Here is a 12,053-nt window from a genome sequence, read left to right as displayed (position 1 = left end):
ACACAGGAGGATTTTTTTACATGATTTCAGTAAACGATTTTCGTACAGGTTTAACAATTTCAGTGGACAATGCCCTTTGGCAAGTACTTGATTTCCAACACGTAAAGCCAGGTAAAGGTGCTGCATTCGTTCGTTCTAAACTACGTAACATTCGCACAGGTTCTGTTCAAGAGAAAACATTCCGTGCAGGTGAGAAAGTAGAAAAAGCACACATCGAAAACCGTCGTATGCAATACTTATACGCAAGCGGTGAGGCTCACGTATTTATGGATAACGGAACTTATGAGCAAATCGAACTTGGTGAAAAACAAATCGAGCGCGAGCTTAAATTCCTAAAAGAAAACATGGAAGTAGCAATTATGACTTACCAAGGCGAAGTACTTGGTGTTGAACTTCCAAACACAGTTGAATTACAAGTTACAGAAACAGAGCCTGGTATTAAAGGTGATACTGCTTCTAACGTAACAAAACCAGCTACATTAGAAACTGGTCTTGTTGTACAAGTACCAATCTTCATTAACGAAGGCGAAATGCTTATCATCAACACTGGTGAAGGTAAATACGTTTCTCGTGCATAGTAAAAAAGCACTCGTGATAATTCACGAGTGCTTTTTTTATAGGAAATAGGGTAGATAGTAAATAACTGTTATTATAAAACTGACTAAAACAAGTGAAAGAGTACCCATAATAGATGGAGTCAAAACAATTTGAAATGGTTTTATTTCGCCAGTCTCAACGCCAGTTAATGTTTTACTTATTGCGTGATCTGTAATGTTATTTCTATGGTTACTCATAATAATTAACCACATAATTGCAAATATTGCTAAACTACCAAGGAAAAAGGTCTCTATAAATGACCAACCGACCAATAATGAAAAAAGATAAATAAGAGCTAATTCTACTACAACGGTTAAACTAACTTTCAATACCTTCATATTTTGCCTCCTCATTCTGTAATTTCAACCAATTTAAAAAATTTTCACGTGACACGACATGCAGAGAGCAAGGTGACTTTACTTCTTTCTCTAGTGCAGCGTGTTCGTCTGGAAACTTGTTTTCCACATGCAATGAAATATAAGGTAGTTTTTCTTGTGCTTTTAAAGAGCGGATATTATTCGTTTTAGCACCAGCAAATACGTAGGAAAGTTGTAAGTCTAAAAAGGCGATTTTAAAGATTTCTTTTTTAGCAGCCTCGTTATAGCCTTTTCCCCAGTACGGATAGCCGAGCCAACTACCAATGTGAGATTGCTTTTTCTCATTATTAATATGTTTAAGTGTGGTGAGGCCAATTATTTCATTTTCTTCATTCACAATCATTCTCGATAAGGATTTCTTTTGACGCTCTTCTTCTATTGCGAAAAGAAGAAATGTTTTCGTGTCTTCGATGTTTTCTACCGTTATCCCCAATGCATTTTTTATATGTGGATCACTTGATAGCTCGAAAATCACATTTGTATAGCATAAATCTAGTGGTAATAAAGTGACGTGCTGCATGGTTTAAACCCCTTTTAAACTAAATATACCATAATATACCATGAAATAATATGAATATTCAGATTGTAATTCAGACTTTAGAGAAAAATTATGTTTTTACTTCTGAAATAGACAACCTCTGCATATGGTTGTACAAATATATTCTTTTTTAGAATACGAAGTTAGTAACTGTTACGGGAGAAGGTGGAAGAATGAAACAGTGGCTAGCGGCAATGGAAACATCCGTGCTTGTTATGGGGGCACTTCGATTATTTTCAGGTAGTGCGGAGATATTTGCTGCTTTGCTTATGCTTTATGTGAATGATGCGAAGAAAGCGTTGTTTATAAATGGTATGTTGGCGTTTGTTGGACCTACCGTATTAATTTTAACAATGACAATTGGGATAGCGAGTGTAGCAAGTGAAATTTCTTTCTTGAAGCTCTTTTTTCTAGCGCTTGGAATTTGCTGTATTTTTATCGCATTACTGAAATAGTAAGTCGAGTATAGTGGGGAGAAGCCGATGAAAGAGGTATTAGAAGTTTTACCAAAAACGATGAAGTACTTAATTGAAGAATGTGAGCAATACGATGCTTTAGAGGAAATTCGTGTTCGAATTGGAAGACCGCTAGAGTGTATTGCACACGGAAAGGTGTTTTTTTATGACTATATCACTACTGCAGAGGATGCTATTTACTTATTGAATAAGTTAAGTCAATTCTCAATTTATACGATGGAAGAGGAATTAAAACGTGGGTATGTGACGCTTCGCGGGGGGCATAGAATCGGGTTAGCGGGAAAAGTCATTACAGAAAAAAGCGCAGTGAAAATGATTCGTGATGTCTCTTCCTTTAATATTCGTATTGCTCGTCAAAAAATAGGGATTGCTGAACCGCTTTTGCCATATTTGTATGAAAAAAGATGGTTAAACACGATGGTAATTGGCCCTCCGCAAACGGGAAAAACGACGCTTTTAAGAGATGTAGCACGTTGCATGAGTCAAGGGGTAAGTGCTTCGGAAATTCCTTCCTGTAAAGTGGGGATCGTTGATGAACGGTCAGAAATTGCCGGCTGTGTGAAAGGGATCCCGCAATATGATTTTGGTACCCGAGTCGATGTGTTAGACGCATGTCCAAAGGCAGAAGGAATGATGATGATGATTCGTTCTATGAGTCCTGATATTTTGATCGTAGATGAAATTGGTCGTAAAGAAGATAGTGAAGCAATTATGGAGGCAGTGCATGCAGGTGTTCAGCTTTTTATAAGCGCACACGGATTTTCCTATGAGGATGTTGTGAGACGTCCATCGCTCAAGGCAGTGCTAGAGCTTCGTATATTTGATAGGTTTGTGGAGTTGTCAAAAGCGAGGGGTCCAGGAACGGTTATGCAGGTGAAAGATAAATATGGAAAACCAGTGTTATCAAATAGAAAGGCTGAGGGCGTATGGTGAAAATATTTGGTGCAGTGTTAATCGTTGCGGTCAGCACCTTTTTCGGGTTTTCATACGCTAAAAGATACAGTGAAAGGCCGAGGCAACTTAGATTATTAAAATCAGCACTTCAATCATTAGAGGCAGAAATTATGTATGGACACACACCTTTATCTGAGGCTGCCGAGCGATTAGTTAAACAAATGCCGAAGCCATTAAATTGGATCTTTCAAAGTTTCGCTAAAAAACTAGAAAGTGGAGAACAAACAGTAAGGGAAGCTTGGATAGATAGTTTGAAAGAGAATTGGAAGTTGACGGCGTTTCAACAAACCGAGTATGAAATACTGCAGCAATTTGGTGAAACGCTCGGGCAACATGATCGTGAATCACAACAAAAACATATTCGCTTATGTATTACACATTTGGAGAGAGAAGAAGAGGAAGCAAAAGCTTTACAACTGCAATACGAGAAAATGATCAAGAGCTTAGGGGTACTAGCAGGGCTACTTATTGTAATTTTACTGCTATAGGGGGGAGAAAGGCGATGTCCATTGATGTTGGATTAATATTTCAAATCGCCGGAATCGGCATTGTTTTAGCTTTCATTCATACTGTACTAAAAGAATTGAAGCGTGAGGATATTGCAAATTGGGTTATCCTTGTCGGTTTTGTCGTCATTTTATTTCATGTCGCATTTTTAATTAATACGCTATTCGACAAGATTAAAAGTGTCTTTCTCTTCCAGTAAAGGAGGCGGTTCGAATCGAAATTATACAAATTGTCGGATTAGGCCTCGTTGCTACGTTTTTAGCTGCTGTTTTGAACCAGCATAAATCTAGCATTACATCTTTATTTATTGTGTTCGTAGGTAGCGTGATGTTTCTTATTTTAATTGATCAAATTCATGCTATTTTACAAATGATTGAGAGAGTAGCGAGTGAAGCGAAAGTTAGTAACGTCTATGTGGAAACGTTACTAAAGATTATTGGAATTGCTTATATTGCTGAGTTTGGAGCCCAAATTACAAAAGATGCTGGTCAAGGTGCCATCGCTTCGAAAATTGAACTTGCTGGGAAAATCCTCATTCTCGTTATGGCAATTCCTATTTTGACGGTTGTAATTGAAACTATTCTCGGATTTTTACCGACGGGATAAGGGGGAGTGAATGTTGAGGAGGTTTGGAGCTAAGCTGCTATTTGCTTGCTTCCTTTTCTTTTCTTTACCGGTTGTTGTACAAGCTTCTCCTGTAGAAACAAACGTCGTTGATCAACAATTGGATAAGCTCGGAATTGAAGATGTGAAGCAATTTTGGGACGGGCTTGTTACAAAATATGGAGGCTATTTGCCAGAGAGTCAAAAAGGGAGTTTTATGGAGTTTGTAAAGGGAGAAAAAGAATTCTCTCTAAAAGAGTGGATGATAGGGTTATTAAAATATTTATTTCATGAGCTTGCAGCTAATGGAAAACTGCTTGGCACACTTATTATGCTCACAATCTTTAGTGCATTGTTGCAATCACTGCAATCCGCTTTTTCAAAAAGTAGCGTAAGTAAAATTGCTGATGCTGTTGTATATATGGTACTTATTATTTTTGCTTTAAATAGTTTTTATGTCGTTATGACATATGCAAGAGAAACGATACAAACAATGGTAGATTTTATATTAGCATTATTGCCAATTTTGCTGGCGCTTATAGCAACTGGCGGGGGGGTTGTATCTGTATCGTTTTTTCATCCGGTTATCATTTTCTTAATGAATACGAGTGGGCTTCTTATGAATTATATCGTTCTACCACTTTTATTACTGGCAACGATATTAAGTATTGTAAGTACAATGAGTGATCAATATAAAGTGACGAAATTGTCCAAGCTTCTGCAAAATGTTAGCGTTGGGATTATCGGTATTTTTTTAACGATTTTTTTAGGAGTATTATCTGTACAAGGAACAGCAACAGCTGTTGCTGATGGAATAGCTGTGAAAACTGCTAAATTTGTAACAGGAAACTTCATTCCAGTAGTTGGAAGGATGTTTACAGAAGCGGCAGATACTGTTATTAGCGCATCAGGATTATTGAAAAACACAGTCGGAATTATTGGGCTCGTCATTTTATGCTTAATTGTTGCCTTTCCAGCGATTCAAATTTTCTGTATCGCATTTATTTATAAATTCGCAGCAGCAGTATTGCAACCGGTTGGCAGCGGAGCAATTATTCAATGCTTAGACATTATTGGACGAAGCATCATTTACGTATTTGCTTGCTTAGCTATCGTATCATTTATGTTCTTTTTAAGTATTACAATTATTATTGCTGCGGGGAATATTACACTTATGATGCGGTAGGAGGTGAAGAGTATGCAATTTGTTACAGAGTGGATTAGAAATATTATCGTTTTTTTGCTCTTAGCGACAATGCTTCATCTTATTCTTCCAAATTCGAATTTGCAAAAATACGTTAAATTTGTTGTAAGTCTTTTGTTAGTTGTATTAATTTTAACGCCTCTTTTTAAATTATTGCAGACAGATGTAAATGAAGTAATTGCAAATTTTAATGAAGAAAAGTACGTAGCAGAAGGATCTGTAAAAAATTCAATAGATTCGAAGAAAAAAGAAATACAAGCTCTAACACGTGCATATAGTTTAGAAGAGATGGCTACCAAAATGAAAAAAGAAGTAGGAAAAGAGTTTGAGAAAAAGTATGGTATGACTGTCTCTGAAATACAAATAGTCGCAGCAGAAAATACAGAAGAAGTAAAGTCGGCGAAAGATATTCAATCTGTTGTTGTGACGTTGAAAGAAAAAGAACGCAGTAAAAATGATGCAATCGAAACAGTAAAGCCAATTGAAATTAATACGAAAGAGCCTCCAAAAAAAGTGGAAGAAACGAATGTGGAAATGAAAGATTTCTTTTCAAGCAGGTGGCAACTAGAGGGTAAACAAATCCAAGTTCAAATGGAAGGGAGGACAGGTAGAGTAAATGGACAATAAAGATAAAAATTCGAAGTTCTCATTTTTTCGAAACTTATTGAATGGGGATCAAAAAGAAAGCAACGAGAAGGGTAAAAAGGTAACACCTAAGTTTTTACTTGTCCTACTCATACTTGGAATTTTGCTTATGTTTTCTAGTAGTCTATTTTCAAGTAAAAAAGAAGAAGTACCTGTATTTAAAGAACAAAAAACTCAAAACCAAGAAAAAGACTTACCAACTTTCGGACAAAAAAATAATGATAGTATGTCAAATGTAGAAAAATATGAAAAAGCGTATGAACAAGAATTAAAAGCTGCTTTAGAAGAAATAGCAGGAGTAAAAGACGTAACGATTAAAGTGAATTTAGATTCATCTGAAGAAAAAATTTTAGAAAAAAATACAGTGAAACGCTCACAAACAACAGGTGAAACAGATAAAACAGGCGGTAAGAGAGAAGTAGAGGACGAGTCTCTTGATGAAAAGACTGTCATTATACGTGAAGGGGATAAAGAAACTCCTGTTGTTTTACGAACAGAGAAGCCGAAAGTACGTGGTGTTCTTGTCGTAGCAAAGGGAGTGGATAATATACAAGTTAAAGCAATGGTAAAAGAAGCTGTGATAAGGCTGCTAGATGTACCAGCCCATCGCGTTTCAGTTTCACCGAAAAATTGATAGGGAGGAAATAAAGTGTTAAAAAAACAAACAGTTTGGCTATTAACGATGTTAAGTTTAGTTGTTGTACTATCTGTGTATTACGTGACAACTCCTGACAAAATGAATACAGCATCGCCGGCAACAGGTGAAAAGATTGGACAAGAAAAACAAGGTACTGATAAAGCAGTAACAAACGAAGCACCTAAAGAAACCCCGAAAAAAGAAAATACAAGCAAGGAAACAACAAATAAAGAAACAGACAAAAAAGAAAATACTAAAAAAGAAACAAGTAAAAAAGAGGGTAATGTATCAGTTCAATCAAGTGATGAGAATTTCACAGCCTTACGTATGCAAATGGAAGATCAACGTAGTGAAGCGAAAGCAAAATTACAAGAAGTGATGAATTCTTCGAAATCTTCAGCAACAGAAAAGAGTAAAGCGAAAGATAACTTTGATGCAATCACTACAATGGAAACGAAGCAAGAATTACTTGAGACAGTAATTAAATCTCAAGGAGGATATCCAGATGCTCTTGTAAGAGCTGATGGTACAGATATTAGAGTAACGGTTAAAGCGGCAAAACATTCACAGAAAGAAGCAAATAAAATTATTCAACTTGTAAGAAGTGAAGGCGGATCAAAAGATGTAGGTGTGAAATTTGATCCACCAGCGAAATAAGTGAAACTTTAATCCGTAGGGGGTTTCCCTGCGGATTATTACCTTTTACTAAGCAAAGGGTATGCAAATAGTGGAATAGAGTATGTAAGTACGTGTGAATAGAAAAAAGCTATCATTTTCGATAGCTTTTTTCTATTTTGTCTTTGTAGTTATTTTTACTATGTTCAACTCGGAATGGAGAAACACGTTGTGAGTAAAAGATTAATGGTTCATGGTACTGATGATTACTTTTTCCGGATTTGACGTGGATGCAAAGAACACATGCCCAAACGATTACGGCAGGTAAAAAGAGGATGAGCCATATCATATTTCCACACCTCAGCACAATATATTTTCTACACTTTGAACATACTATTCTTATATGAAGGAATGATGAACGGCGTGTAAACAAAAATTAATATTTGGTAAAAATATGTTATTGACTATAGATGTGGTGAAGAGTGGAGAGGGAATGGCGTGTTTGCTATGTAACGTTTTGCAAAAGTAGTGAATGTTTTTTTTTGAAGTGGTCTTGCCAATTTCGTGTGAAACTTGGTATTATTACTAGGTAATAATTTTTTATTGGAATAATATTTTTTACAGGAGTTTCGATTTATTATAAAGAAATATAAATTGGAATGTTTAAAAAATTTATCGTAAGATGGAAATAGTAAATATTTCTATTAGTTAATGAAATATATTTTCTAATAGAATACATCGTATTTTTACAGTCAATCTAGTTTTGTGACGAGAATCTGTAAAAACGGGACAAACAAGAGTATGGGAGTGGATTTTACATGTTTAAAATTCAAGAAGTTCGTGAATTAATTAAATTAATTGATAGCTCTAATATTGATGAATTTGAATACAAAAAAGACGGTACAACAATCAAAATGAAAAAGCGTGGTAATGAAGTTGTTGCTGTGCAAGCACCTGCAGCAAAACAAGCTATGCAACCAGTAGCGCCTGTTGAAGTTGAAACGACAGTAGCAGCAGCGCAAGCAGAAGCACCGAAGCAAGAAGAGAAGAAAACTGTTCAAGATGAAAACCTACATAAGATTACCTCACCAATGGTAGGTACATTCTATTCTTCATCTTCACCTGATACACCTCCATATGTAAGTATTGGGGATAGAGTATCGAAAGATTCTATCGTATGTATTGTCGAGGCTATGAAGTTATTTAACGAAATTGATGCTGATGTAGAGGGCGAAATTGTTGAAATTCTTGTTAATAACGGACAGCTTGTTGAGTATGGACAACCGCTATTTCTTGTAAAAGCGTAATAAGGGAGTCTTTGTGATGATAAAAAAAGTATTAATAGCCAATCGTGGGGAAATTGCTGTACGAATTATTCGTGCTTGTAAAGAAATGGACATTGAAACAGTTGCAATTTATTCAGAAGCAGATAAAGAGTCACTTCACGTACAGATTGCAGATGAGGCGTATTGTGTAGGACCAACGATTTCGAAAGAAAGCTATTTAAATTTGACGAATATTATTAGCGTTGCGAAGTTAACAGGCTGCGATGCTATTCATCCGGGATACGGATTTTTAGCAGAGAATGCAGATTTCGCAGAGTTATGCCGTGAATGTAACTTGATTTTTATCGGTCCAAGTCCAGAAGCTATTTCAAAGATGGGCACAAAAGACGTTGCTCGTGATACAATGAAAGAAGCAGGGGTTCCGATTGTACCAGGTTCACAAGGGATTATTAAAAATACCGAAGAAGCGATCGAGCTTGCTAATCAAATTGGATATCCAGTCATTATTAAAGCGACTGCAGGTGGCGGCGGAAAAGGTATTCGTGTTGCACGCCATGAAGAAGAGCTTATAAAAGGAATTCAAATTACACAGCAAGAAGCTAGTACCGCTTTTGGGAACCCTGGTGTATACTTAGAAAAGTACGTTGAAGATTTCCGCCATGTTGAGATTCAAATAATGGCAGATACACACGGAAATGCCATTCATTTAGGAGAGCGTGATTGTACAATTCAGCGCCGTTTGCAAAAACTATTAGAAGAAAGTCCATCACCTGCACTTGATGAAGATATTCGCAAGCAGATGGGTGAAGCGGCAGTTAAAGCGGCGGTAGCGGTTGATTATACAGGTGCTGGTACGGTTGAGTTTATTTATGAATATAAAACGAAAACCTTTTATTTCATGGAGATGAATACGAGAATTCAGGTTGAGCATCCAGTTACTGAAATGGTAACGGGAATGGACTTAATTAAAGAACAAATTCTTGTTGCTTCAGGAGAAAAGTTATCGTTACAGCAAGAAGAAGTACAATTTAATGGTTGGGCAATTGAATGTCGAATTAATGCGGAAAACCCTGCCAAAAAATTCATGCCATCTCCAGGTAAAGTAGAAATGTACTTACCACCAGGAGGATTTGGTATTCGCGTCGATTCAGCTGTATATCCGGGATATTCAATCCCACCTTTCTATGATTCGATGGTTGCTAAATTAATTGTTCACGGAAAAACACGTGAAGAGGCAATTGCAAAAATGAAGCGCGCACTTAGTGAATTTGTCATTGAAGGCGTACATACAACAATCCCGTTCCATTTGCAATTGCTAGATCATCCTGATTTTGTAAAAGGTGAGTTTAATACGAAATTTTTGGAAGAGCATGAACTTGTGACGCAGTGATACATTAAAGGAGGTTTTTTTCATGGCTGAACATATGTTAGATATGGGTCAAGATACAACTCTTGGTAAAGTAGAAATTGCACCAGAAGTAATTGAAGTAATTGCAGGTATTGCAGCTGCTGAAGTAGAAGGTGTAGCGGCAATGCGCGGTAATTTTGCTACAGATGTTGTTGAGAAGTTAGGTAAGAAAAATCATGGTAAAGGTGTAAAGGTTGAATTAGCAAACGAAGATATTATCGTTGACCTTTATGTTGTAATGTATTTTGGTGTAGCAATTCCAGTTGTTGCTCAAAAGATTCAAGACAATATTCGCCAAGCGCTCTTTACAATGACAGGACTTGAGCCAAAAGAAGTGAATGTTCACATCGTTGGCGTAACATTCGAAACACAAAAAACAGAAATCGAACCAGTGTAAGAATGAAAAGGTGCCTAGTAACATAGGCATCTTTTTTATCGTTTCATTTCTTCACAAATTACAATCCTCTAATTATTATACTATTTCAAAAAATAAGAAATAAAAAAGAAAATGTGTCGTTTTTCCAAAAAACGTACATTGTGATAAGATATGGAACTTGAAGTTAATCTTTTTATTATTTTTCAGCCTTGTAACCCGTGTGTGAAACGATAAATTGTGTTATTATCATTGTATTATAAGGTTGGAAAATCAATGAAAACTGTAAGAGTAAGTGAATTGACGGCTTATAAATTATAATAATATAACAAAGTATAAGGAAAGACTTGAAGCATAAAGGAGAGTTACAATGAAACGTAGGACGGCTAGAGAAAGAGCAATGCAAGCATTATACCAAATGGATATTACAGGTGAATTAGAACCGAAAGTAGCAGTGGAAAACACGCTAGATGAAGGCGAAGAAACAAATGAGTTTCTAGAGTCACTTGTAGTAGGTTTTGTAGAAAATAAAGAAGCAATCGATGAAGCGATTCGTCAAAACTTAAAAAAGTGGAAGCTTGAGCGTATTAGTATTGTTGATCGCAGTATTTTACGTGTAGCTGTGTATGAAATGAAATACATGGAAGAAATTCCACACAACGTAACAATTAACGAAGCAATTGAAATTGCTAAAACATTTGGGGATGAGGAATCTCGTCGTTTTATTAACGGCGTTTTATCTAATATAAAAGATACACTGTAAATTCTTTAAGGGGGAATCTTAAAATGGTAGCAGTAATCATCAAAGGAAATGAAGTTGCGGAGAAAAAACGAGCACAATTAACAGAAGAAGTTGTGAAGTTGAAAGAGCAAGGGATTGTACCAGGATTAGCAGTTATTTTAGTTGGAGAAGATCCAGCATCTCGTTCTTATGTAAAAGGAAAAGAAAAAGGCTGTGAACAAGTAGGGATTTACTCAGAGCTAATTGAACTTCCTGAAACAATTACTGAGGAACGCTTGCTTGCTGAAATCGATCGCTTAAATGGCGATGACCGTATTAATGGCATATTAGTGCAATTACCTTTACCGAAACATATTGAAGAAAAAGCTATCATTGAAAGAATTTCACCAGAAAAGGATGTAGATGGATTTCACCCAATTAGCGTGGGACGTATGATGACGGGACAAGATACATTCCTTCCATGTACACCGCACGGTATTGTAGAATTAGTAAAAGAAACGAATCTTGATATTTCTGGAAAACATGTAGTAGTAATTGGAAGAAGTAATATTGTCGGTAAACCAGTGGGACAATTGTTCTTAAATGAAAATGCAACTGTCACATATTGTCATTCTAAGACGCAAAATATGAAAGAGTTATCGAAGTTAGCGGATATTTTAATCGTAGCTGTTGGACGACCTAAAATGATAACAGCGGATTATATTAAAGAAGGAGCGGTTGTAATTGACGTTGGTGTAAACCGTTTAGAAACAGGGAAACTTTGTGGTGATGTTGATTTTGACAACGTGTTAAATGTTGCGGGTTACATTACACCTGTGCCAAAGGGTGTTGGTCCAATGACAATCACAATGCTTCTTCATAATACTGTTGAATCTGCCAAACGTGCAGGTGTCGTTTGTAAATAATTTGAGTCGGCTATGAGGAGAGAGAAATGGAGAAGCAATATTTAACCGTTACAGCGTTAACACGCTATATAAAAACAAAAATAGAATATGATCCGCATTTGCAGTCTGTTTGGTTAAAAGGTGAAATTTCCAACTTTAAAAATCATAGCCGTGGCCACATGTATTTTACATTGAAAGATGAAAATG

General features: G+C 36.2%; 19 protein-coding genes. 16 read left to right on the top strand and 3 right to left on the bottom strand.

What is annotated here, in order from left to right; all coding sequences use genetic code 11:
• The first annotated feature begins 20 nt into the window (after nucleotides 1–20).
• The gene (gene efp / locus MR167_RS15565; RefSeq protein WP_000626513.1) at nucleotides 21–578 is read left to right on the top strand and encodes an elongation factor P; all 558 of its coding nucleotides are present in this window, start codon (nucleotides 21–23) and stop codon (nucleotides 576–578) included.
• A 36-nt stretch (nucleotides 579–614) separates the two neighbouring features.
• Here the strand turns inward: efp and MR167_RS15560 are convergent, their stop codons facing one another.
• Both MR167_RS15560 and MR167_RS15555 read right to left on the bottom strand, forming a co-directional pair.
• Nucleotides 615–935 carry a hypothetical protein gene (locus MR167_RS15560; protein ID WP_000866225.1) on the bottom strand — a complete coding sequence of 107 codons (321 nt, stop codon included), beginning with the start codon at nucleotides 933–935 and terminating at the stop codon, nucleotides 615–617.
• Nucleotides 916–1,494, bottom strand: a complete 579-nt coding sequence (locus MR167_RS15555) for a GNAT family N-acetyltransferase (RefSeq protein ID WP_001164990.1) — start codon at nucleotides 1,492–1,494, stop codon at nucleotides 916–918. Before MR167_RS15555 ends, MR167_RS15560 begins: the two co-directional genes overlap by 20 nt.
• 191 nt (nucleotides 1,495–1,685) lie before the next feature.
• Between MR167_RS15555 and MR167_RS15550 the strand changes: the two genes are divergently transcribed.
• Genes MR167_RS15550 through MR167_RS15510 form a run of 9 tightly spaced genes read left to right on the top strand, consistent with a single transcriptional unit; the run spans nucleotide 1,686 to nucleotide 7,195 of the window.
• On the top strand, nucleotides 1,686–1,967 hold the full coding sequence (locus tag MR167_RS15550; RefSeq protein WP_000816050.1) for a YqhV family protein: 282 nt from the start codon (nucleotides 1,686–1,688) through the stop codon (nucleotides 1,965–1,967).
• A 27-nt stretch (nucleotides 1,968–1,994) separates the two neighbouring features.
• Nucleotides 1,995–2,921, top strand: a complete 927-nt coding sequence (gene spoIIIAA, locus MR167_RS15545) for a stage III sporulation protein AA (RefSeq protein WP_000665903.1) — start codon at nucleotides 1,995–1,997, stop codon at nucleotides 2,919–2,921.
• Nucleotides 2,915–3,430 carry a stage III sporulation protein SpoIIIAB gene (gene spoIIIAB / locus MR167_RS15540; protein WP_000238702.1) on the top strand — a complete coding sequence of 172 codons (516 nt, stop codon included), beginning with the start codon at nucleotides 2,915–2,917 and terminating at the stop codon, nucleotides 3,428–3,430. Before spoIIIAA ends, spoIIIAB begins: the two co-directional genes overlap by 7 nt.
• Nucleotides 3,431–3,444: 14 nt before the next feature.
• Nucleotides 3,445–3,648 carry a stage III sporulation protein AC gene (gene spoIIIAC, locus MR167_RS15535; RefSeq protein WP_000020914.1) on the top strand — a complete coding sequence of 68 codons (204 nt, stop codon included), beginning with the start codon at nucleotides 3,445–3,447 and terminating at the stop codon, nucleotides 3,646–3,648.
• 23 nt (nucleotides 3,649–3,671) lie between these two features.
• Nucleotides 3,672–4,055, top strand: a complete 384-nt coding sequence (spoIIIAD, locus tag MR167_RS15530; RefSeq protein ID WP_079245909.1) for a stage III sporulation protein AD — start codon at nucleotides 3,672–3,674, stop codon at nucleotides 4,053–4,055.
• 10 nt (nucleotides 4,056–4,065) lie between these two features.
• Complete coding sequence (spoIIIAE, locus tag MR167_RS15525; RefSeq protein ID WP_000946111.1) at nucleotides 4,066–5,238, top strand: stage III sporulation protein AE; 1,173 nt, start codon at nucleotides 4,066–4,068, stop codon at nucleotides 5,236–5,238.
• Between the two features lie 12 nt (nucleotides 5,239–5,250).
• A complete protein-coding gene (gene spoIIIAF, locus MR167_RS15520; RefSeq protein ID WP_001161037.1) occupies nucleotides 5,251–5,883 on the top strand; it encodes a stage III sporulation protein AF in 633 nt (210 codons plus the stop codon).
• Nucleotides 5,873–6,535, top strand: a complete 663-nt coding sequence (gene spoIIIAG, locus MR167_RS15515) for a stage III sporulation protein AG (protein WP_000368886.1) — start codon at nucleotides 5,873–5,875, stop codon at nucleotides 6,533–6,535. The genes spoIIIAF and spoIIIAG overlap by 11 nt, the downstream gene beginning before the upstream one ends.
• A gap of 15 nt (nucleotides 6,536–6,550) precedes the next feature.
• Entirely contained in the window at nucleotides 6,551–7,195 is a 645-nt protein-coding gene (locus MR167_RS15510) for a SpoIIIAH-like family protein (protein WP_000914711.1), read from the top strand.
• Between the two features lie 112 nt (nucleotides 7,196–7,307).
• Here MR167_RS15510 and MR167_RS15505 read toward each other — a convergent pair whose 3' ends face one another.
• On the bottom strand, nucleotides 7,308–7,502 hold the full coding sequence (locus MR167_RS15505; protein WP_003309905.1) for a hypothetical protein: 195 nt from the start codon (nucleotides 7,500–7,502) through the stop codon (nucleotides 7,308–7,310).
• A gap of 469 nt (nucleotides 7,503–7,971) precedes the next feature.
• Here MR167_RS15505 and accB point away from each other — a divergent pair, with 469 nt between their 5' ends.
• The 6 genes from accB to MR167_RS15475 all read left to right on the top strand — a co-directional run.
• Nucleotides 7,972–8,460 carry an acetyl-CoA carboxylase biotin carboxyl carrier protein gene (gene accB, locus MR167_RS15500; RefSeq protein ID WP_000472862.1) on the top strand — a complete coding sequence of 163 codons (489 nt, stop codon included), beginning with the start codon at nucleotides 7,972–7,974 and terminating at the stop codon, nucleotides 8,458–8,460.
• 16 nt (nucleotides 8,461–8,476) lie between these two features.
• Nucleotides 8,477–9,829 carry an acetyl-CoA carboxylase biotin carboxylase subunit gene (gene accC, locus MR167_RS15495; RefSeq protein ID WP_000592870.1) on the top strand — a complete coding sequence of 451 codons (1,353 nt, stop codon included), beginning with the start codon at nucleotides 8,477–8,479 and terminating at the stop codon, nucleotides 9,827–9,829.
• A gap of 22 nt (nucleotides 9,830–9,851) precedes the next feature.
• A complete protein-coding gene (locus MR167_RS15490) occupies nucleotides 9,852–10,244 on the top strand; it encodes an Asp23/Gls24 family envelope stress response protein (RefSeq protein ID WP_000807630.1) in 393 nt (130 codons plus the stop codon).
• 346 nt (nucleotides 10,245–10,590) lie between these two features.
• Nucleotides 10,591–10,983 carry a N utilization substance protein NusB gene (nusB, locus tag MR167_RS15485; protein WP_000830247.1) on the top strand — a complete coding sequence of 131 codons (393 nt, stop codon included), beginning with the start codon at nucleotides 10,591–10,593 and terminating at the stop codon, nucleotides 10,981–10,983.
• A gap of 23 nt (nucleotides 10,984–11,006) precedes the next feature.
• Nucleotides 11,007–11,867: a bifunctional methylenetetrahydrofolate dehydrogenase/methenyltetrahydrofolate cyclohydrolase FolD gene (gene folD / locus MR167_RS15480; protein WP_000226733.1), complete on the top strand. Its 861-nt coding sequence runs from the start codon at nucleotides 11,007–11,009 to the stop codon at nucleotides 11,865–11,867.
• Nucleotides 11,868–11,893: 26 nt separating this feature from the next.
• Nucleotides 11,894–12,053, top strand: a 160-nt coding sequence (locus MR167_RS15475) for an exodeoxyribonuclease VII large subunit (protein ID WP_242314967.1), incomplete at its 3' end; no start/stop codon positions are given.

The sequence above is a fragment of the Bacillus cereus group sp. BfR-BA-01355 genome (genome assembly GCF_022663675.1).
GTDB classification, from domain to species: Bacteria; Bacillota; Bacilli; order Bacillales; family Bacillaceae_G; genus Bacillus_A; species Bacillus_A thuringiensis_S.
This window is presented reverse-complemented; position numbering and strand designations above follow the sequence as displayed.